The organism is Polaromonas sp. LjRoot131 (assembly GCF_964252805.1).
GTDB lineage: Bacteria > Pseudomonadota > Gammaproteobacteria > Burkholderiales > Burkholderiaceae_C > Polaromonas.
Genome location: NZ_CAXUPF020000005.1, coordinates 29,141 through 46,407 on the forward strand (window position 1 = coordinate 29,141; position 17,267 = coordinate 46,407).

Genomic DNA, 17,267 nt, shown 5'->3' on the forward strand with positions numbered 1-17,267 from the left:
GCCAAGGACACCTCACCATGAACTCCCCCAGCTGGCTCACCTCCTTCATGTCCAAACTGCCTTTGCCGACTTTTTTGTGGCCGGAATTTTTGTGGCTGCTGCTGGCCATCCCGCTGCTGGTGCTGCTCTACATCTGGCTGCTGCGCCGCAAGAAAAAAATGGCCTTGCGTTATGCCAGTCTCTCCATCGTGCGCGAAGCCATGGGCCGCGGCCAGAGCTTCCGCCGCCATGTACCGCCCATCCTGTTTTTGCTCTCCATCGCCGCCATGCTGGTCGCAGCCTCGCGCCCCTTCGCCGTCATCAGCCTGCCCTCGCAACGCGAAACCATCATCCTGGCCATGGACGTCTCCGGCAGCATGCGCGCCGCCGACGTGCTGCCGAACCGCCTGGTCGCCGCGCAGAACGCCGCGAAAGCTTTCCTGGCCGACCTGCCGCGCAATGTGCGCGTAGGCATCGTCGCCTTTGCCGGCACGGCCTCGGTGGTGCAGCAACCCACGCTAAGCCGCGAAGACCTGGTCGTCGCCATCGACAAGTTCCAGCTGCAGCGCGGCACCGCGATAGGCAACGGCATCGTCGTCTCGCTGGCAGAACTCTTCCCCGACGCCGGCATTGATTTAGCGTCCATGCAATACGGCCGCGAAAAACCCCGCGGCACCTCCATAGACCAGGCCCTGGCCCCCGACAAGGGCGCGAAGAAGGAATTCGTACCCGTAGCCCCCGGCTCCTACACCTCAGGCGCCATCATCCTGCTGACCGACGGCCAGCGCACCACAGGCGTCGACTCGCTGGACGCCGCCAAAGCCGCCGCCGACCGCGGCGTGCGCGTCTACACCGTCGGCGTGGGCACGGTGGATGGGGAAACGATTGGTTTTGAAGGCTGGTCCATGCGCGTCAAGCTGGACGAGGAAACCTTGAAGGGGATTGCCCGCACCACGCAGGCGGAGTACTTCTATGCGGGGACCGCGGCGGACTTGAAGAAGGTGTATGAGACGCTCAGTTCTCGGCTCGCAATTGAGAAGAAGGAGACCGAGATTTCCGGGCTGCTAGCCTTGCTCGCGGCAGCGCTGGCTTTGGTGTCGGCTAGCTTGTCGTTGCTTTGGTTTAACCGGATTCTTTGAGGGCCGGAAGCCCTCCCTGGGTGGGCGACCAAGAGTTGCCGGCGAGCCTCTTGCCACTGGTGTTGCGATATACATTAGCTGGATTCCTGAACACCCATTCACTCACACATGCGTCACAAGGTTTCCGAGAAGTACATTGCCATGCGCCGTGGTGGGCCCCGCCGCCTGTTCATCATGATGTCGTCTGTGCTTGCCTTGTTTGCCCTTCTCGCGTTCTCGCAGCGGAATCATCCAGACAACACTTCGCCTTTCGGGGCATTGTTCGCCATCACAGTAGCCGGCGCTATCGGCTTTTTTCAGTCGCGGCGCATGTCGAAGACCACCACGGAGCTGGAATCGCTGATCGTCGAGACCACCAGTGAAGGAATCGCACTCGAAACACCAGGCGCGCGTCACGTCTTCAGCGCTGCCCAGGTTTTAAAGGTCCTGATGTATCGCACCTACTTTTCACCGGGCATCTATTGCACTGGATTGCAGGTTGAGAGCCACCTGATCGCGCTACCCCCGCTGGAGCAGAATGACGCTTTCATCGCTGAGCTTCGCCTCGCGGCACCTCATGCCGAATTTCTTGTCCGGCGACAGCTGATTGTTTAGCCGCGAATCCACCGCTCAAGGGCCAGCCCAATAGCGCGCAAGTTTTTATACTGAAAATCAATGTTCGGCCCATCCGCCCAAGAGTTCTCAGCCCTCGTACAGCTTCCGCTGATTTGCGCCGTCGTCCTTGGACTGACCATGCTGTTTCGTCTTCGCACCTTTGCAGCCCTGCTTGTAGCGTGGATGGTGACCGCGCTGTGGGTGATGTTGGGCATTGCGCTGTTGAGCATCCCCTCATTCCTGGGCATCCTTATGCTTGTGTATAGCTTTTGGGCGCTTCTCGTGTTCATGGGGATTGCGGCATATATTTCTTTTCCCGAGCCCAAGCCTGTGGTGCCGGCACCGGCAAGGAAAGAGTCTCCGTCGTCGACCCAGGCCTATGTCCCCGTTGGCCCTCCCGGAACCTGCCCGAACTGCCAAAAAGCCATTCCGACCGATTCGCCGGAGTGTCCGGGATGCCGCGCCTCTTTTGGTGAAGGCTCGTCGTGGGCAGTGGAGCCAAAGAACTGAGCGCGACTGGTTAGATATCTCTATCCTGTGAGGATCGACCCGACAAGCTACCGCGAATGAGGCCCCTGCCCTGACCATCCCCTGCGGCCTTCTGCTTCAGACGCCAGTTTCCATATGTACAAAAACCTGTTTCGCTCATTGGTATTTTCCCTGCTGTTCACGCTTCCGATGATTGCTTACGCCGTAGATGGCGTAGGTATATTCGAGTTCTTTCCCGCGCTCGGGATCATCGTTCGTTTCCTATTTTTTTCGGCAGCTGTCGTAGTTCTTGCGATCGGCTTTACGGCTAATGAAAACAAGCAACCGAGCATACGCCGCCGTGTCATTGCAGTAGCCTTCGCCGCGCCGATGTTGTACTTCGTCGCTGAACCAGCCATATCAACCATTTACCTCAACTCCTTGTGCCGCAACGAAGCCGCAGTGCAGGCCGATGTTCGTAGCGAGGACTGGTCGCCATCGGTTCCAAGCTCTTCAATCCGATCACAGTCGCAACGCCGCGATGGCGGCTGGGAAGCGAATGTGGCCCCTGACCTACTGGAATACAACAGCGTCGTAGACCGCGCATTCGGCGTGCAATGGGTTAGCTATCGCCTTTCAGACCAACGAACGCAGAAAGTCTTGCTCTCCGCAAGCTATTTTTCTAATCGCTCTAAAGGACCCATGAGCTGTGAGGCCGCTACCATGTACTGGAAGCTGCGCATGCAGTTCACCAAGAAGGCCTGGGCTGGCGGCAAAACACCAAGTGGAACCTGACCCCTCCGGCCGTAAGTTGATATCAATACCGCGCTTGATCTCGTATTCGACCGGCACTAAGCTTTTCCCATGAGTTCAACCCGGATCTCCCTCCACATAGACGCCCCACGCCCACGCGTGTATGCCGCACTGATAGACGCCGCCATCGCCCAATGGAAAGTCCCCGACGGCATGACCCTGGTGGTGTATGAATTTGAAGCGCGTGAAGGCGGCCGCTACCGGATCTCACTGACTTATGAAGAGCCGGGCGCCACCGGCAAGACGTCCGCGCACACCGACACCTATCACGGCTATTTCAGGGAACTGGTGCTGAACGAAAAGGTGGTCGAGGTGATGGAATTCGAAAGCTCCAAGCCCGAGATGCAGGGCGAGATGACGTCCACCATCGCGCTCTCAGATGAGGACGGCGGAACCCGGCTTGTCGCGCTGCATGAGGGTGTACCGCCAGGCGTTGCGCCGGAGGACAACGAAGCCGGATGGCGTATGTCACTCGCCAAGCTGGCAAAGCTGGTGGGGGCTGAGGCTAGGTTCGCATGAAGCACCACCTATCGGAAGACCAGATCGCCTACCAGGCGCGCCCGTTCTCCCACACGGGCCGACTTTGGGGCGCCGCCATTGCTGCTTGTCTGATAGTGCCGTACGCAATCTGGAAAATGCCGTTCTGGGAATTTCGCGATGCGGTGATATTCGGCATCGTCCTCGTACCGGCCGCTTTGATTGGGCTTCTCGTGGTGATGGTCAGGCGGCTGCTAAGGCCATCCAAAAAGTATCTCGAAGGAATGCGGCTCGAAATTGACCGGCATGGCGTGTGGAAAGAGGCAGGGCGCAAGCGCTCTCTTTTGCTCGGCGTGCGGCTGGTTCAGTCGGTTGATGTCTATCGGGACCGGTTGAACGTCATCCAGCGTGTCGTGATCGCGGGCGCGAGGTGCGAGGTGTCCGTGGAGGGGCTCGCCGATATGGAGGCACTTGTCAATGATGCCCAGGGCACTTTCCCCCATGCCGAGGTGAACGTGCACCGAGGTGAGCGCTAACCAAGAGGACCTAGATGTCTAATGCGTATATTGTGATGAGGCCCGGTTTCAAGGACGCTTCTTCTGAAGTGCAGAGCATGCTGAGACAGTGCTTGCTCACAATACAGGAAGCGTCTCTTTCGGCAGAAATCATCGACGAACAGTTCCGCGAGCACACCGCGGATTTGACAGGCTTTGCATTGAAAGCGTCAGGCCCAGTCGCGTATGAAACATTGCGGCCACTGATGCCAAAGCTTCAGGATGATCATCCCGGGTTGGTCACCGTTCAGCTGGTCAATGAAACCGTAGATGCTGAAGTGAATCTCTCGGAGCTTCAGGTGGCGTACTTCCGAAAAGAACGGGCAGTGGACAGCAAGTTCGTGGTTCATGGAGACAACTGTGCAAAGCTTACCCACTCAGCAACAGGCCTCGTGGCACGCAGTACCTGGCATCGTTCCCGAGCGGCCAACTACAAGGAAGCACTCGCTCTTATGCAGTCTTTGCTGGCGGCTCGAAGCAGCCGCTAGTGTTGAGGAAGAGTTTCACGCGGCGACCTTCTATGTCCAGGCTATCTCTTGGGGGCCGTGCCCCCTTCAACCTGCCTCCATCACAAAAGCCCGCAGCCCAGCCATCCTCCCATCCCGAAACCGCCAGACATCGCAGTAGGCATGGCGGACATCCTTCCCCGTGCCATCCTTCAAAGTGATCTCCCCAAGCGCCGCAACAAAATCCCCGTCGGCGATCATCTGGTGGACCTCAAACCTGGGCGGCTCCTTGTACTCACTCGCCATCCATTCGCGGACGGCGTCCTTTCCCTTCAGCGTCTTGTCCCCCACGAAAGTCCATTTCGTGTCCTCGGTACAAAACTTCAGGAATCCTTCGTAGTCGCCTTTCATGATGGCCGCGTTGGCCTTCTGCAAAATCTCTTTGTGGCTCTCTGGCATCGAGAAATCTCCTGTTTCAATGGGATGGATTCCAGAGTCTGATCGCGCACCAACACAGGGCTTTGTCAGCCACGGGTCGCGCAGCACGTAGGCGACAGACTTTCGTGGGTGCGGACCAATGCCCAGAGCGTCGCGGAGGCCGCGCGCATCCTTGAAGCCCTGGCCAAAGGCGGCGAAGTCGCGGTGCCGCTCACGCGGGTGGCCTGGGCCGCGCTTCGGCCAGCTGGTGGACTGTTTTGGGTTGCTCTGGCTGGTTCTTGCGCTGGCCTGATGAAGGGTGGCAGGGCCCCGCGCCACGCCCAAAAATCCCCAAAAGTGCATGTTTCGGCCAAATAACGTATGATGCATGTCATGCGAAACGCAAAGCCCCCCAAAATCAACACCCGCTCCGCCGCCAAAGAAGCCTCCCACGAACGCATTGTGTCGGTGGCCGCGCGGGCGATACGGCGCAGCGGTTACGACGGCACGGGCGTGGCCGACATCATGAAAGAGGCCGGCCTCACGCACGGCGCGTTTTACGCGCACTTCGCCTCGCGCGAGGCCATGCTGGCCGAAGCCGCGACCCGGGCCTGCAGCGAATCGGCCGCCCTGGTGGCCGGCGGCCTGGCCGGCGTGCCCTCCGAGCAGGCCTTGGCGTTCATGGTCCGCGGCTACCTGTCGCGGGAGCATGTGGAGCAGGCGGAAATGGGCTGCCCGCTGGCCGCGCTGGGCTCGGAAACGCCGCGCCAGGCGCCCGAAGTGCGCCGTGCGACCACGCGGCACATCAAGGAAATGATTGACCTTGTGGCCCGGCAGTCGCCTGACTGGGGGCAGCCCGGCGCCCACGAACGCGCGCTGGTGACCCTCTCGACCATGGTCGGCACCCTGCTGCTGGCACGCGCGGTCGACGAACCCGCGCTGGCGGACAGCCTGTGCGAGGCTGCGGTGAAGCAGCTGGTGCCGGTCTCCCACTGAATCTTTTTTGAGCCACGCCTGCTTTCTTCTTCGCTCTTATATATGACGTCCATCATGCCAAATCCACTTCAACCGCCAGTCCAGGACAACAACATGAAAGCCCTGACCTTCAAACGCTATGGCAAAACTCCGGATATCGGCTTCGCCGAGGTTCCACGTCCCACGCTGAAGCCCGACGAACTGCTGGTTGAAGTCCATGCCGCGGCTGTGAACCCTATCGACAACATGATCCCGACCGGGCTCTTCAAGGCGGTGGTGAAGTTGCAGTTGCCGGCGGTGATGGGCAGCGACCTGGCCGGTGTGGTGACGGAGGTCGGCAGCCGCGTGACCCGCTTCAAACCCGGTGATGCCGTTTTTGCGAGCATCTTCGGCATCGGCACGGGCGCGATCGCCGAGTTCGCGGTGGTGCCGGAAAGCGCGGCCGCGCTGAAGCCGGACAAGCTGGACTTTGTGCAGGCGGCGTCTATCCCCATGGTCGGGCTGACCTCGTGGCAGGCACTCAAGGAGCGCATGAAGCTCCGGCCCGGCCAGAAGGTGTTTATCCCCGCGGGCTCCGGCGGCATAGGCACCTTCGCGATCCAGCTGGCCAAACACCTGGGCGCCAGGGTGGGAACGACCACCAGCACGGGCAATGTCGAGCTGGTGCGCAGCCTGGGTGCGGACGAGATCGTCGACTACAAAAAACAGGAATTCGAGAAGGTGCTGCGCGGCTACGACGCGGTGCTGGGCACCGTCAGGGGCGACGCGATGGAGAAAGCAGTCGGCATCCTCAAGCCGGGCGCCGCCATGGTTTCCCTGGTCGGACCGCTGGACGCGGCATTTGCCCGCGCCCGGGGTCTGGATTTCTTCCTGACCTTTGTGTTCGGGATGATGAGCCGCAAGATCATGCGCCTCGCAAAACAGCACGAGGTCAGCTACTCATTTCTCTTCGCGCACCCCGATGGCGCCCAGCTCGCGCAGATCGGCGAGCTGCTCCAGACGGAGCGCATCCGGCCGGTGATCGACAAGGTGTTTCCGTTTGAGCAGGCCAAGGAAGCGCTTGACTATCTTGCGCAAGGGCGCGCCAAAGGCAAGGTCGTGATCAAGGTTCGCTGAGTTCTGTTCGTGCCGGTTCGGGTGGAAATCGGCAGCCGAATTTTTTTGTTCCCCACTTTTAATTTTTGGAGATGTTTATGAAGATCAAAGATTCCGTTGTCCTCGTCACCGGCGCCAATCGCGGCATAGGCCTGGCTTTTGCGCGCGAGCTGCTGGCACGCGGCGCCCGCAAGGTCTATGCGGCCGCGCGCGACCCGGCCACCGTCACCCTGCCCGGCGTACAGGCCCTGAAGCTTGACGTGACCAAACCGGACGAAGTGGCAGCCGCCGCGGCGCTGGCGTCGGACGTCACGCTGGTGATCAACAATGCCGGTGTCGGCAAGCCCGGGGGCTTTCTCGCGGCCGACAGCGAAGAGACGTCCCGCCACATGCTGGAGACCAATTTCTACGGCGTGCTGCGCATGAGCAAGGCTTTCGCGCCTGTCCTCAAAGCCAACGGCGGCGGCGGCCTGCTCAATGTGCTGTCCATCGTCTCGTGGGTCAACGGCGGCGAACTGGCGGCCTATGCGGCCAGCAAGTCGGCGGCCTGGTCGCTCACCAACTCGCTGCGCCATGAACTGGCGGCGCAAAAGACGCAAGTGCTGGGACTGCACATGGGTTATGTGGATACCGATCTCATACGCGAGTTCGACGTGCAGAAGTCCAGCCCCGAGGACATCGTCAAGCGTGCGCTTGACGGCCTGGAAGCGGGCGCCGACGAGGTGCTGGCCGATGAACTGACCCAGCATGTCAAGGCCGGGCTGACGGCGGCAAGGCCCAGCTACCTGCCGCAAGCCGCCTGAAAAAACGGCACGGCCGGATCAGCCGGCCTGGCATTCTTTCGCGAAGGCGGCCAGCGCCCGCGTAAAAGCCTTGGGAACCTCCAGCGGCGCGAACTCGCCGCTGCCCCCCAGCACCTCACCCGTGAGGCGCTTCGCACCCGCGGCTTTCAGGGCGGGAAGGTAGTCGTCGGGCGAACGACCATCGGCGTCGCCGCGCAGGTAGAGCATGGGCGTCTCGATGTTCTTGTGCCGGCTGTTGTGTTTGGCATCGGCCTGCAGCGCACGGTACCAGTCAAAGCCGGCCTTGAGCGCCTCCGCTCGCTCGTAGGCTTGCGCGAAAGCGGCTCTATGCGCCTCCGTCACCGCCTCTTTCTTGCCGGCCAGGAAGTCGGTGAAAAAATCAAAGTAAGCGCGCTGGTGGCCCGTGACCAGAAGCTCAGGCAGCTCAGGCAGGGCATGGAAGGCGAAGTGCCAGATGCGGGGATCGGCCAGAATTTTGTCCCAGGGATCAATGCCGGGGATCACGGTGTTCATGACCACGGCGCCCGCGATGCGCTCGCCGTGGTCGCGCGCGGCCGCGTAGGCGACCATGCCGCCCACATCAAGGCCGGCAATGACGGGTGAACGCGCACCGGCGCGTTCCGCCGCGCCTATCACGATGTCGGCAAGGACGGTCTTCTCCGCGGAAGGCGGAGCACCGCGTGAGTCGCCAATATCGGGTAAATCGAAGGCAAGCACAAAATGCCCGGTGGCGAGCGTGTCGACCACCGGGGCGTAGAGGTCCTTGGAGTGCGGCCAGCCGTGCAACAGCACGATGGCGGGCCTGGCGGGATCGCCGGCCGCGATCAGGCCCAGGGTCAAGCCCTCATGGGCCATGGTGTCGGTGCGCATAAAGCATGCGGGTCCGCTCGCATGCAGCGCCTGACTGGCGCTTCATGCGCGAACGAACCCGGCTTCCAGGCTAAGGCTTAGCGTTTCGGTTTGGTGACTTCGTGGCCGATCACGCCGCCGACTGCGGCGCCGCCTACCGTACCCAAGGCGCTACCGCCGGTGAGGGCCGCACCGGCCACACCGCCCACACCGGCGCCGATCGCGGTGTTCCTGTCTTGCGTCGTCATGCCGCTGCAGCCTGCAAGGCCCATGAAAGCGGCCGCTGCCATCGCGCACACTGCGCTTCGTTGGATGGTGATCATTTTCAGTCTCCTTGAGAAGTTGATGAAGGTGATTTCATGCTAGAACGCGGTGCCGCCACGGGTGTAGGACGGTGGCCCGTATCCCTGAGGACCGAGTCCGACCATCAGGAGGGCGAATTCCGCGCGGCCCGAACAGCGGGGCCGCTACTGCAGGACAGTTCTACGAAGTCCCGGCATCAACGCCACTTTGGCCGGGCTTGGGCAAGAGAAATTCCAGATGCGCCGGCAGTTGGGGCGCCTGTTGGAGCGCCTGTTCGGGAATACCGATATTGACCGGAGGGGGTGGCTTGTCGTCCCTGAACTGTTCGCGCGCGGCCTCCACCGGATCCCGATGGCCGTGCGCGTGCTGCGCCTGCAGGGCCCAATGGGCTGCATCCAGCACGTCCAGCTTGCCCACCGCCAATGCCATGATGGTTTCCGTGAAACTTCTGCGCCATTCCTTGCGCTCGCTTGTAGACATGCTGATTCCCCTTCGAGACAAATGAGTGGCGTTCGCCACGGGCTCGACGGGGGCTGTCACACAGCCGACAAGCGGTTAAATCTATTACAGCCGGTCTACAAGAAGCCACCGGTAGGGATATGGGGCGGTTTGACGTAAGACACTTGCGCTTTGCACAAAGGCCATGGCGGCGGCGCCCTTTCAGCCCCGCCGTGCCGCCTCTATCTTGGCGATGTCGATCTTCTGCATCTCCATCATGGCGTCAAAGGCGCGCTTGGCGGCCTTGCGATCAGGGTCGGCGATCGCATCGGTGAGGGCGCGCGGGGTGATCTGCCATGACAGGCCCCATTTGTCCTTGCACCAGCCGCACTGGCTCTCCTGCCCGCCATTGCCGACGACCGCGTTCCACAGGCGGTCGGTTTCGGCCTGGTCGTCGGTCGCGATCTGGAAAGAGAAGGCCTCACTCTGCTTGAAGGTCGGGCCGCCGTTGAGGCCTATGCAGGGGATACCGGCCACGGTGAACTCAACCGTCAGCACGTCGCCCTGCTTGCCGTCGGGGTAGTCGCCCGGCGCGTGAAATATGTCCCCGACCTTGCTGTCGGGAAATGTCTTGGCATAGAAGTTCGCGGCCTCAAGGGCGTCGCGCTCGTACCAGAGGCAGATGGTGTTCTTGCTGACTTTTTTGCTGGCCATTGTGTGTCTCCTGAAGGGTTGGGAATGCAGGCTTATCACCGTCAAAACAGGTTCATCGTACTCATGGCGCGGGCCCGGTCTGTCGGAGGCGGCTGACGCCTTTGTAGGGGGGTGCCTATGCCGCATGCTTTCGCGGCGGGTGTCGAGCTTAATCCTGTGTCCGGCGGGCGGCAAGACACCGGCTAATATGGCTTGCTTATGCCTCCCAAAAACCTTTGCAGCTTCCGGTTGCCGCCTTACTCCGCCATCAGCGGGATATCTCACAGTGATGGAGCGGTGCATCCAGAAACGAACTGGAAATCCTCGAGCATCCGCTGGACGACTTGATGTTGTAAAAGATCTCCAATTACTTTCAAGCTCAGGCTCCCACCACCATGCGGTTCTCCGCCCCGATCGTTGCGCCCCAGGAGGCAAGGCTAGGCCGTTTGGCGGCGGCCGGCCTGTCGGGGTCCGTCGTCTTGCTTGGCGTTTTTTTCTTCTTTGTGGTCGCATCCAGTCTCGGCATGTGGCTGGCGGCATCAGCGGCCGCTGCCACCTTAGCGGCCTACCTGATCCAGGCTCACTACCTAAGCACCATTGGCAGGCACCCGGCCAAGCGGAGGCTTCTCACGTGGCAACTCTCCCTGGCGGTGCATTGCATTGTTTGCGCCATCTGCTATTTCCTTGTTGGCGATTCGGTCGTCTTTGTCTTCCTCATTTCCGAGGCTCTGAGCATGCTCATTCATCTCGCGGGCATCCGCCATGCACTGAAGGCACGAGAGAGTGCCCGCCCTGCCAATGTCACTTAAGGCTCATGGGACCCCATCGCGTCAACATCATCAACACGCTGCAGCTGATCGCAGCGCCGTCAGAGCAGCTTGAATATCAACAGCACGCGCCGGGCATCAACGTGGCGACGGAACTGGTCAACCAATGGTTTGACGACTTCTACCATCCGGGTGATGCGAAATTTGATGCCGAATTTTCGCCGCGCGAGCTTGAGGCCCTGGCCGAATTCAACGAGTTCTACGATGTGCGGGTTTCGCAACTTCCGGACCGGCTTTCCGAGATGCTTGAATCACCGGTCTGGCTCGACGTCATGGCCGCTGCGAACAAGGTGCTGCAGGCCAACAACTGGATCGACGTGGAGGCCAGGTACGAGCGCTAGCGTCGCTCGCCTAGAATCATTTCCGGGTTTGCCGCCACATCTACTTAGAGGGAAAAGAGAGGTTTAACCATGCACGAACTGCCCGAAGAGACCCACACGGAAATCCAGCGCCTGTCCGCCGCCGGTGACCAGCGGGCCGCAGCCTCTCAATTTGCGGAGGCGTTGCCACTCTATTGGGCCGCTTGGGATCTCCTGCCTGAACCAAAAACACAATGGGAAGCCGCCACCTGGATCCTCGCGGCCGTTGGTGACGCGAACTTTCTTGCCGGCGACTACGAGGCCGGGCGGGACAACCTGAGCAAGGCAATGCATTGCCCCGACGCTGTTGGCAATCCCTTTCTGCATCTGAGGCTGGGCCAATGCCAGTTCGAACTTGGCGCGTCGGACCGCGCGGTGGACGAACTCATGCGGGCCTATATGGGTGACGGCGGCAAGGTGTTTGAAGGCCAGGATCCGAAGTACCTTCGCTTCCTCCAGACAAAGGCCAAAGGCGTGAGTCCACCGAAAAAACCCTGGCAGTTCTGGAAGTGACGATAGCTGCGCCATGTGGAAACCTGTGGTCCCAGATGGCAATACCTGTCTCACTGCGAGAAGAGTCATTCCACGGCTTCACCGTCAAGCAGATCGACGGGCGCCTGTTTGCGATCCATTGCTAACATCCGAAGATTCGCACCTGGCCGGCAAAAACTCAAAAAAGGAGGAAGAACACATGGACAACAACCAGACCTCACTGCTATCCGAAATCCGTGACCTGCTGAAAGAGCAGAACACGCTCATCGCCGACATCAAAGCCATGAACGTCGAAGCCGCGGGCCGAAATCTTCTGGCGATGGAGCAGGCCGGCGAGTGGCAGGCCTCGAGTGCCGACGCCTTGCAGCGTGCGCGCCGCGAGAACCGGAAAACATTTATCGTCTTCATGCTGTTCCTGCTCTTGATGGCCGGCTTTGCCTTTTACCGATTCGGCTCCTTCAGCAGGATGCTGGGCGCATAAGCGGCTTCAACGAGAATGCGGACCGCTATTTTTATGTTGAGGCTTGAGTGTTGGTCGACCGAAGCGTCGCACTTCGAGAATAAAGGGCACTGAAAATGAACGATGAATCTTTGAATAACAAGCACCAGCGGACTCTCAGCCAGGCTATCCCGATGAAGCGCTCGTTCCTGTTTCTTTGCTCCTTGCTGTTCGCTGGCTCCTTATGGGCACAGCAGACAAACACATTCGTCTTCGTGAAAGTGACGGAGTCCATTCAGCCGGTCGCCAGAGGAAGCAAGTACGACGACCCGCTCGACACGGCTCTCAGGGGGGCCAGACTTGGCGAAGTCACGGGTGGTGGAAGTTCCCTGTCTAAAGACAAGAGGATCGAGTGGGTTGGTATCGACGTTGAAATTACCGACGTCGCCAAGGGAGTTCCCTTCTTGCGCAAGAAACTCATCGAGCTTGGCGCACCGAGGGGCAGCACTTTGCAGTACCAGTTCAACGGCAAGAAAATCGAGCTGGCTGTCCACGAAGGCGGCTGACCGGGCCACCTCACTGGAATCGCCTGAGGCCCCCAGACCGCTATCGCCCACCCCACAACCCACTCGCTGGACACCTGCCATGGAATCACCGCTAGGCACCGTCATCCTCTACGCACGCGACATGAAGAAGTCCGCGGACTTCTACGCCCGGCATTTTGGTTTCATCACCACCGGCGAAGTCAGTGAAGGGCTCATCGAGCTGCGCGCGCCCCAAGCCGGTGCCGGGATACTGGTCCACCAGGCCGCCAAATCGGTAAAGCTCGGGCAGGTGGGCGTGAAGCTGGTGTTCCATGTGAAGGACGTCACGGCCTATGTGGCCGAAGCGGCGGCGCGTGGCCTCAAGTTCGGGGCGATCCATGAGGCCAACGGCTATTCATTCGCCAACGCCAAGGACCCGGACAAGAATTCGGTGAGTGTTTCAAGCCGGGCGCATCGCCAGGTGCCGGCGCATGGCTAAGCTCCGTTCATTGTGGGTCGACCCCCTGTCGGATGCCCACAAGCGCAGAGACCAGCTCCTGCGGGAGCGGGCATTGCTGGATGCCGCAAGCCAGCCGGAAGCGTACGAGCAGCTCAGCAGCCAGATCAAGTTTGAAGAGGACTTCATCGCCTCGTTCACCGACTTCAAGAAAGAAGCCGCCGCGAAAAGGCGTGGCCCGATGTCCTTGAGTGCCAAGGGAATCCTTCAACTCCTGGGCATCGCAGTTCTGTGGTTTGTTGTGATCGGAATCTGGCGGCGTTACTTTGGATAAGCTGCAAGCAGGTCAAGCATGGCCGGCACCTGCTGAGCCGATACCTCTGATCTTGGACGCCATATGAACCTCAATGCCTGGAATGAAATCGTGTCAGGGCTCAGCAATCCGGATGTGCCCACCTGCGTGGCTGCGGCATCAAAGCTTTATACCGACGCGACACCGGAAGACATTCCGCGGCTGCTGTCGCTTCTGGACAGCGATGATTTTTTTGTGAGGGAGGCGGCCGCCGGGCCTCTCGCGACGCTGGCGGGGCCTGCCGCCCTGCCACAGCTGCTGAAAGCGTACCAACGCGGCTTCGATGAAGGGCATGACAACGACGGCTTCTCCGCAGCCTTGCTGGAAATTCCGGCACTCTTTGGCCCGGAGGCCACGCGCGCCATTGCCGGGTTTTCCCAGACGGCTGAACAAACCCTGAGGGACCATGCGCTGTGGCTGCTGGAGTTCTGTGAAAAGGACGACCAGCCACGCAGTGATCGCGGCGAATAAGCACCTATGGACAAAACAATGCTGTCAACCGAATGTCCAACTTGCGGATCAAGCAAGAATGTGCGCGAGAAGGTGCTCTTGATCGACAAGCTCAACGCCGAACACCTGAAACACCACCCCGACGAGCGCTCTTCCTGCGCGTGCGAAGGTGGGCTCAGTGTCGACGGGCTGAAGCCTGAACTCGTGGTCGAAGGGCCGCTTCAACAGTTTGTGGCCGGCTTCTATTGCGAGGCCTGCGGCACAGGTTTTGTGCCCGAGGAGATGGTCAAGCCTGCCCCACAGTCCTGGAAGCTGTCCGAGTTGGGCTTTCATCGGGTGAACGAAGACGGCTCGCTCGGTCCGCCGCAGGAGCGCATGATTTGAGAAACACGTCAAGAGCCGTCTGACCATTGCCCATGCCGCAAGGCCGGCGTCTCGTCATGCGAGACCAGCACAAACGCCGTACCGAAATCACGCACGAGTCGCAGCATCAAGGTTGGTTGCGGCCGCTGGCCCTCACCCCTGCCCTCTCCCAGAGGGAGAGGGAGTGAAATCCCGGGGAGCGGGATTGAGAATTCGCATAAACCGAAGAAAACCTATAAAACCCGCGTTCCCGCCACCGCAGGCAAAAGCCGTCTATTGCACATGGCATTCCCGCCGCAGCAAGGCCAGCGCGTCGTGGAGCGCGTGAACGGCATCGCTTTGCAGCGTGGCCTGCGCCTCTTCCACAAACTCATCCCACAAGCTGGCGTAGGCGTCCTGGTGCTGCACCGGTGCGTGGTCCAGGAGGTACTGGTGGGCCAGTGCGGGATTGAAACCGGATTTGCGGATTTTGCGCAGCAGGGTCGCGGCGCTTTTTTCGGTCAGCACGGTCTTGGGCGCGGAACCGGCGGCCACGCACAGGAACAGGGTCAACAGCGAACCATCGTCCGCATTGCCGCCGGTCACCTTGCTCCACACGGCGGATGCCTGACGGTCATGGTGATCGACTTCGTTCAGGCCGTCCTCCACCCAGAAATACCGGCCCATGAAAGCCGGGCTGCGGTCAAACAGCTGGCGCGGCGGCAAGGCCGGATCGAGTATTTTGGGCGTGTCGGCCATCACGGACTGCCGCACCGCCTCCACCACGTCCCACAAATGGGCAGGCAGCTTTTTCGGAACGGCGAGGGGCAGCGCAGCCGCAACCGCAGGCGGAACGGCCCCGTGTTTTTTGCGCAAGGCGGTGATCATCTTCTCGAACGCGACCCAGTCGGGCATCTCGGTGCGGCCCGTCGCCGGCACCAGCAAGGCGGTGCGAATCACCGCTTCGGCATCCTTGCCCGCTTCTTCGAGTTCATCGGCGTCCATGCCCAGCTCGCCGGCAAGCCAGACGGCCGCATCGATCACCTGCGCCACCTGGCTGCGCCGGGCAAGTTCGGCCTGGTAGTCGGCCAGGCTGCGCAGCGACCATTTGGCCAGCAGCGGAATGTGCGCGTCGGAGAAGCCGCCGCTTTCATTCATGCCGAAGTGGCTGTTTTGCGGCATGGCGATCAGGGCCTTGAGCATGTCCGAGCCACCCTTGGAGCGCGACAGCAGCGAGAAATCGCGCAGCGATTCAGCCGCCTGAGGGAGGTCGCCGTGGCAGGAATGTTCGAGGTACAGGCTGACCAGGTTCACCATGCGATCGCGGGCTTTTTCAAGGTCCGGGCGCAGAAACTCATTGCCGAAATAACGCGCGATCTGCACCATGCCCTTGGGGCCTTCGACCCGCATGGCTTCGATTTTTTCGGCAGGGATGATGCCGTGCTGCACGCCGTACTGCAGCGCCTTCTCAAAAAAGTGGCGCGTATCGTAGAGCGAGATGGCGGAAGGCGACGACATGGGTACGGGGCTGGTCTGAGTAAAGTGGGCAGGGAGATGGCCGCGAAGGCTCAGATCGCCGATTCTTCGTCGGACTCGCGCGCCGTCGGCGTGGCCTTGCCGCGATCGGTGTCGCCGGTCTCGACCTTGCCGTCGTCGTCCTGCGCATCGTCGTCGTTCTCGTCCTCTTCATCGGAAACTGCCTTGTGGGCACTGCCCTTGGCGCGCAGCACCATCAGCATTTCAATGAACAGGTCCGGCAGTTCGTAACGCAGCAGCCAGGCGAGTTGCATCCAGTCCTGGTCGGCGATCTCCTCCTGCTGGACACGCGGTCTTTCGTAGGCCGAGGCCAGCAGGGCGGACTGGGACAGCATCTTGCCGTACTCGTCGGCCGGCTCAAAGCCGCCGCTGCGCGCAAAGCCCTCGACACGGCTCCACTGGTCGGAAAAATAATCGGCGAGGGCTTCGCTGCCACCTTCCAGGTCGCCGATCGCGGTGAGAAATTCCAGCGGGTCCGCGTCCTCCCGGAAGATCACCGCATTGACCATGCCGCGCAGGTGCGTGCGGGTCAGGTCCTTGTAGAGCTTTTCAATCACCACGGCGCGGGCAAACTGCGCGGGCGTGACCAGCAGGCCGACCACCGACGCCTTGGAATTGTCGTACTCGCGAATGACGGCCAGGACGTCCTTGGGCGGCAGTTGCTCCAGCACCACCATCAGCGCTGCGTCACCTTCGGCGTCGGCCAGCCCGACCAGCGCAGCCTCGGCGCCGACGATGTCGCCGGCCGCAATCAGGCTTTGGGTTTTTGCTATCAGGGCGAGATGCGTTGTCATCTGTGTTTTACCTTCCAGTTCATGCTTGCTTGCCTCAGTCTTTGGCGTCAAAGCCCTGCTGGACCAGCCAGTCGGAACCTGCCTCGTGGCGTGCCCGGGCATCGCCGCTTTGCTCACGCTCGTCATCGCCCTCAAACATCACCGGGGCGTTTGTGTCGCCGTTCTCATCACTGTCTTCGTCGTCATCGCCGTCGTCGTCTTCTTCGGCGCTCACGATAGACGCGGCCACCGGCAGGCCCGCCATGTATTCCAGCCCCGCCGTCAGCGTCAGGAATTTTTCCCCGCCGGGCGCCTGCAGGACGATGTGCGCCAGGTCCTGGGCCCAGGGCGCCAGCACAAAGCCATCCGCCAGGCTGCCCCAGGCCGGAAAGCCATCGACATCAACATCGTGGGTGAGCAGGTGTTCCATCACGGCTTTTCCCGTGAAATCAAACCCCTGGTGAAACACCACCGCCACCATCTCGGGGCTGGTGTCCATCATCTGGACCAGGAAGGCCATCTCCTGGCGTTTGCCGGCCAGGCGCTGGTGCAACACGTCGCGCCCCTCGGAGTCGAATCGCAGGTCATCCATCTCGGACTGGTAAGCCGAGCGCAGGTCGAGGAAATAGGGTGAGACGCTCATGCAGCCGGGTTTTTCATGGGGTGTTCTTCT

Annotated in this window: 27 protein-coding genes; 19 read left to right on the forward strand and 8 right to left on the reverse strand. The window is 61.0% G+C overall.

What is annotated here, in order from left to right; all coding sequences use genetic code 11:
* Positions 1-17: 17 nt before the first annotated feature.
* The 7 genes from ACSQ27_RS20260 to ACSQ27_RS20290 all read left to right on the forward strand — a co-directional run bounded on the left by ACSQ27_RS20260 (position 18) and on the right by ACSQ27_RS20290 (position 4,512).
* Complete coding sequence (locus tag ACSQ27_RS20260) at positions 18-1,118, forward strand: VWA domain-containing protein (RefSeq protein ID WP_436157293.1); 1,101 nt, start codon at positions 18-20, stop codon at positions 1,116-1,118.
* 108 nt (positions 1,119-1,226) lie between these two features.
* Positions 1,227-1,712, forward strand: coding sequence for a hypothetical protein (locus ACSQ27_RS20265; RefSeq protein WP_436157294.1), 486 nt, complete (start codon positions 1,227-1,229; stop codon positions 1,710-1,712).
* 138 nt (positions 1,713-1,850) lie between these two features.
* Entirely contained in the window at positions 1,851-2,222 is a 372-nt protein-coding gene (locus ACSQ27_RS20270; RefSeq protein WP_436157295.1) for a hypothetical protein, read from the forward strand.
* Positions 2,223-2,336: 114 nt separating this feature from the next.
* Positions 2,337-2,975, forward strand: coding sequence for a hypothetical protein (locus tag ACSQ27_RS20275; RefSeq protein WP_436157296.1), 639 nt, complete (start codon positions 2,337-2,339; stop codon positions 2,973-2,975).
* A gap of 69 nt (positions 2,976-3,044) precedes the next feature.
* Positions 3,045-3,512 (forward strand): SRPBCC family protein, encoded by a 468-nt coding sequence (locus tag ACSQ27_RS20280; RefSeq protein WP_436157297.1) that lies wholly within the window; start codon positions 3,045-3,047, stop codon positions 3,510-3,512.
* Complete coding sequence (locus ACSQ27_RS20285) at positions 3,509-4,006, forward strand: hypothetical protein (protein ID WP_436157298.1); 498 nt, start codon at positions 3,509-3,511, stop codon at positions 4,004-4,006. The genes ACSQ27_RS20280 and ACSQ27_RS20285 overlap by 4 nt, the downstream gene beginning before the upstream one ends.
* A gap of 14 nt (positions 4,007-4,020) precedes the next feature.
* Positions 4,021-4,512: a peptide chain release factor family protein gene (locus ACSQ27_RS20290; RefSeq protein WP_436157299.1), complete on the forward strand. Its 492-nt coding sequence runs from the start codon at positions 4,021-4,023 to the stop codon at positions 4,510-4,512.
* Between the two features lie 66 nt (positions 4,513-4,578).
* Here ACSQ27_RS20290 and ACSQ27_RS20295 read toward each other — a convergent pair whose 3' ends face one another.
* A complete protein-coding gene (locus tag ACSQ27_RS20295; protein WP_436157300.1) occupies positions 4,579-5,277 on the reverse strand; it encodes a nuclear transport factor 2 family protein in 699 nt (232 codons plus the stop codon).
* Between ACSQ27_RS20295 and ACSQ27_RS20300 the strand changes: the two genes are divergently transcribed.
* The 3 genes from ACSQ27_RS20300 to ACSQ27_RS20310 all read left to right on the forward strand — a co-directional run bounded on the left by ACSQ27_RS20300 (position 5,269) and on the right by ACSQ27_RS20310 (position 7,760).
* Positions 5,269-5,883 (forward strand): TetR/AcrR family transcriptional regulator, encoded by a 615-nt coding sequence (locus tag ACSQ27_RS20300; RefSeq protein WP_436157301.1) that lies wholly within the window; start codon positions 5,269-5,271, stop codon positions 5,881-5,883. The genes ACSQ27_RS20295 and ACSQ27_RS20300 overlap by 9 nt on opposite strands.
* A gap of 93 nt (positions 5,884-5,976) precedes the next feature.
* Positions 5,977-6,978 carry an NADP-dependent oxidoreductase gene (locus tag ACSQ27_RS20305; protein WP_436157302.1) on the forward strand — a complete coding sequence of 334 codons (1,002 nt, stop codon included), beginning with the start codon at positions 5,977-5,979 and terminating at the stop codon, positions 6,976-6,978.
* 77 nt (positions 6,979-7,055) lie between these two features.
* Positions 7,056-7,760, forward strand: coding sequence for an SDR family oxidoreductase (locus ACSQ27_RS20310; protein WP_436157303.1), 705 nt, complete (start codon positions 7,056-7,058; stop codon positions 7,758-7,760).
* Positions 7,761-7,778: 18 nt separating this feature from the next.
* On the opposite strand, the gene ACSQ27_RS20315 is transcribed toward ACSQ27_RS20310, so the two are convergent.
* The 4 genes from ACSQ27_RS20315 to ACSQ27_RS20330 form a co-directional block, all read right to left on the reverse strand.
* Positions 7,779-8,630 (reverse strand): alpha/beta fold hydrolase, encoded by an 852-nt coding sequence (locus tag ACSQ27_RS20315; protein ID WP_436157304.1) that lies wholly within the window; start codon positions 8,628-8,630, stop codon positions 7,779-7,781.
* A 77-nt stretch (positions 8,631-8,707) separates the two neighbouring features.
* Positions 8,708-8,932, reverse strand: a complete 225-nt coding sequence (locus ACSQ27_RS20320; protein WP_436157305.1) for a glycine zipper 2TM domain-containing protein — start codon at positions 8,930-8,932, stop codon at positions 8,708-8,710.
* 160 nt (positions 8,933-9,092) lie between these two features.
* On the reverse strand, positions 9,093-9,392 hold the full coding sequence (locus ACSQ27_RS20325) for a hypothetical protein (RefSeq protein WP_436157306.1): 300 nt from the start codon (positions 9,390-9,392) through the stop codon (positions 9,093-9,095).
* 180 nt (positions 9,393-9,572) lie between these two features.
* Positions 9,573-10,064, reverse strand: a complete 492-nt coding sequence (locus ACSQ27_RS20330) for a VOC family protein (protein ID WP_436157307.1) — start codon at positions 10,062-10,064, stop codon at positions 9,573-9,575.
* 374 nt (positions 10,065-10,438) lie between these two features.
* Between ACSQ27_RS20330 and ACSQ27_RS20335 the strand changes: the two genes are divergently transcribed.
* The 9 genes from ACSQ27_RS20335 (at position 10,439) to ACSQ27_RS20375 (ending at position 14,327) form a co-directional block, all read left to right on the forward strand.
* On the forward strand, positions 10,439-10,852 hold the full coding sequence (locus tag ACSQ27_RS20335) for a hypothetical protein (RefSeq protein WP_436157308.1): 414 nt from the start codon (positions 10,439-10,441) through the stop codon (positions 10,850-10,852).
* A gap of 5 nt (positions 10,853-10,857) precedes the next feature.
* The gene (locus tag ACSQ27_RS20340; RefSeq protein WP_436157309.1) at positions 10,858-11,211 is read left to right on the forward strand and encodes a hypothetical protein; all 354 of its coding nucleotides are present in this window, start codon (positions 10,858-10,860) and stop codon (positions 11,209-11,211) included.
* A 69-nt stretch (positions 11,212-11,280) separates the two neighbouring features.
* Entirely contained in the window at positions 11,281-11,742 is a 462-nt protein-coding gene (locus ACSQ27_RS20345; RefSeq protein WP_436157310.1) for a tetratricopeptide repeat protein, read from the forward strand.
* Between the two features lie 178 nt (positions 11,743-11,920).
* Positions 11,921-12,202 carry a hypothetical protein gene (locus ACSQ27_RS20350; protein WP_436157311.1) on the forward strand — a complete coding sequence of 94 codons (282 nt, stop codon included), beginning with the start codon at positions 11,921-11,923 and terminating at the stop codon, positions 12,200-12,202.
* 95 nt (positions 12,203-12,297) lie between these two features.
* Positions 12,298-12,726: a hypothetical protein gene (locus ACSQ27_RS20355; RefSeq protein WP_436157312.1), complete on the forward strand. Its 429-nt coding sequence runs from the start codon at positions 12,298-12,300 to the stop codon at positions 12,724-12,726.
* A gap of 79 nt (positions 12,727-12,805) precedes the next feature.
* Positions 12,806-13,183, forward strand: a complete 378-nt coding sequence (locus ACSQ27_RS20360) for a VOC family protein (protein WP_436157313.1) — start codon at positions 12,806-12,808, stop codon at positions 13,181-13,183.
* Entirely contained in the window at positions 13,176-13,475 is a 300-nt protein-coding gene (locus ACSQ27_RS20365) for a hypothetical protein (RefSeq protein ID WP_436157314.1), read from the forward strand. The genes ACSQ27_RS20360 and ACSQ27_RS20365 overlap by 8 nt, the downstream gene beginning before the upstream one ends.
* Before the next feature lie 63 nt (positions 13,476-13,538).
* Positions 13,539-13,964, forward strand: a complete 426-nt coding sequence (locus ACSQ27_RS20370; RefSeq protein WP_436157315.1) for a HEAT repeat domain-containing protein — start codon at positions 13,539-13,541, stop codon at positions 13,962-13,964.
* 18 nt (positions 13,965-13,982) lie between these two features.
* Complete coding sequence (locus ACSQ27_RS20375; protein ID WP_436157316.1) at positions 13,983-14,327, forward strand: hypothetical protein; 345 nt, start codon at positions 13,983-13,985, stop codon at positions 14,325-14,327.
* 252 nt (positions 14,328-14,579) lie between these two features.
* Here the strand turns inward: ACSQ27_RS20375 and ACSQ27_RS20380 are convergent, their stop codons facing one another.
* The 3 genes from ACSQ27_RS20380 to ACSQ27_RS20390 are packed head-to-tail and all read right to left on the reverse strand — an operon-like array spanning position 14,580 to position 17,237.
* Positions 14,580-15,803 (reverse strand): hypothetical protein, encoded by a 1,224-nt coding sequence (locus ACSQ27_RS20380; protein ID WP_436157317.1) that lies wholly within the window; start codon positions 15,801-15,803, stop codon positions 14,580-14,582.
* Positions 15,804-15,853: 50 nt separating this feature from the next.
* Positions 15,854-16,615 carry a hypothetical protein gene (locus ACSQ27_RS20385; RefSeq protein ID WP_436157318.1) on the reverse strand — a complete coding sequence of 254 codons (762 nt, stop codon included), beginning with the start codon at positions 16,613-16,615 and terminating at the stop codon, positions 15,854-15,856.
* Between the two features lie 34 nt (positions 16,616-16,649).
* Positions 16,650-17,237: a hypothetical protein gene (locus tag ACSQ27_RS20390; RefSeq protein ID WP_436157319.1), complete on the reverse strand. Its 588-nt coding sequence runs from the start codon at positions 17,235-17,237 to the stop codon at positions 16,650-16,652.
* Positions 17,238-17,267: the final 30 nt, after the last annotated feature.

Excerpts from the sequence above, each read along its gene's own strand:
- ACSQ27_RS20260 (WP_436157293.1), top strand. The coding sequence starts at position 18 with ATGAACTCCCCCAGCTGGCTCACCTCCTTCATGTCCAAACTGCCTTTG.
- ACSQ27_RS20265 (WP_436157294.1), top strand. The coding sequence starts at position 1,227 with ATGCGTCACAAGGTTTCCGAGAAGTACATTGCCATGCGCCGTGGTGGG.
- ACSQ27_RS20270 (WP_436157295.1), top strand. The coding sequence starts at position 1,851 with ATGCTGTTTCGTCTTCGCACCTTTGCAGCCCTGCTTGTAGCGTGGATG.
- ACSQ27_RS20275 (WP_436157296.1), top strand. The coding sequence starts at position 2,337 with ATGTACAAAAACCTGTTTCGCTCATTGGTATTTTCCCTGCTGTTCACG.
- ACSQ27_RS20280 (WP_436157297.1), top strand. The coding sequence starts at position 3,045 with ATGAGTTCAACCCGGATCTCCCTCCACATAGACGCCCCACGCCCACGC.
- ACSQ27_RS20285 (WP_436157298.1), top strand. The coding sequence starts at position 3,509 with ATGAAGCACCACCTATCGGAAGACCAGATCGCCTACCAGGCGCGCCCG.
- ACSQ27_RS20290 (WP_436157299.1), top strand. The coding sequence starts at position 4,021 with ATGTCTAATGCGTATATTGTGATGAGGCCCGGTTTCAAGGACGCTTCT.
- ACSQ27_RS20300 (WP_436157301.1), top strand. The coding sequence starts at position 5,269 with ATGATGCATGTCATGCGAAACGCAAAGCCCCCCAAAATCAACACCCGC.
- ACSQ27_RS20295 (WP_436157300.1), bottom strand. The coding sequence starts at position 5,277 with ATGCATCATACGTTATTTGGCCGAAACATGCACTTTTGGGGATTTTTG.
- ACSQ27_RS20305 (WP_436157302.1), top strand. The coding sequence starts at position 5,977 with ATGAAAGCCCTGACCTTCAAACGCTATGGCAAAACTCCGGATATCGGC.
- ACSQ27_RS20310 (WP_436157303.1), top strand. The coding sequence starts at position 7,056 with ATGAAGATCAAAGATTCCGTTGTCCTCGTCACCGGCGCCAATCGCGGC.
- ACSQ27_RS20315 (WP_436157304.1), bottom strand. The coding sequence starts at position 8,630 with ATGCGCACCGACACCATGGCCCATGAGGGCTTGACCCTGGGCCTGATC.
- ACSQ27_RS20320 (WP_436157305.1), bottom strand. The coding sequence starts at position 8,932 with ATGATCACCATCCAACGAAGCGCAGTGTGCGCGATGGCAGCGGCCGCT.
- ACSQ27_RS20325 (WP_436157306.1), bottom strand. The coding sequence starts at position 9,392 with ATGTCTACAAGCGAGCGCAAGGAATGGCGCAGAAGTTTCACGGAAACC.
- ACSQ27_RS20330 (WP_436157307.1), bottom strand. The coding sequence starts at position 10,064 with ATGGCCAGCAAAAAAGTCAGCAAGAACACCATCTGCCTCTGGTACGAG.
- ACSQ27_RS20335 (WP_436157308.1), top strand. The coding sequence starts at position 10,439 with ATGCGGTTCTCCGCCCCGATCGTTGCGCCCCAGGAGGCAAGGCTAGGC.
- ACSQ27_RS20340 (WP_436157309.1), top strand. The coding sequence starts at position 10,858 with ATGGGACCCCATCGCGTCAACATCATCAACACGCTGCAGCTGATCGCA.
- ACSQ27_RS20345 (WP_436157310.1), top strand. The coding sequence starts at position 11,281 with ATGCACGAACTGCCCGAAGAGACCCACACGGAAATCCAGCGCCTGTCC.
- ACSQ27_RS20350 (WP_436157311.1), top strand. The coding sequence starts at position 11,921 with ATGGACAACAACCAGACCTCACTGCTATCCGAAATCCGTGACCTGCTG.
- ACSQ27_RS20355 (WP_436157312.1), top strand. The coding sequence starts at position 12,298 with ATGAACGATGAATCTTTGAATAACAAGCACCAGCGGACTCTCAGCCAG.
- ACSQ27_RS20360 (WP_436157313.1), top strand. The coding sequence starts at position 12,806 with ATGGAATCACCGCTAGGCACCGTCATCCTCTACGCACGCGACATGAAG.
- ACSQ27_RS20365 (WP_436157314.1), top strand. The coding sequence starts at position 13,176 with ATGGCTAAGCTCCGTTCATTGTGGGTCGACCCCCTGTCGGATGCCCAC.
- ACSQ27_RS20370 (WP_436157315.1), top strand. The coding sequence starts at position 13,539 with ATGAACCTCAATGCCTGGAATGAAATCGTGTCAGGGCTCAGCAATCCG.
- ACSQ27_RS20375 (WP_436157316.1), top strand. The coding sequence starts at position 13,983 with ATGCTGTCAACCGAATGTCCAACTTGCGGATCAAGCAAGAATGTGCGC.
- ACSQ27_RS20380 (WP_436157317.1), bottom strand. The coding sequence starts at position 15,803 with ATGTCGTCGCCTTCCGCCATCTCGCTCTACGATACGCGCCACTTTTTT.
- ACSQ27_RS20385 (WP_436157318.1), bottom strand. The coding sequence starts at position 16,615 with ATGACAACGCATCTCGCCCTGATAGCAAAAACCCAAAGCCTGATTGCG.
- ACSQ27_RS20390 (WP_436157319.1), bottom strand. The coding sequence starts at position 17,237 with ATGAGCGTCTCACCCTATTTCCTCGACCTGCGCTCGGCTTACCAGTCC.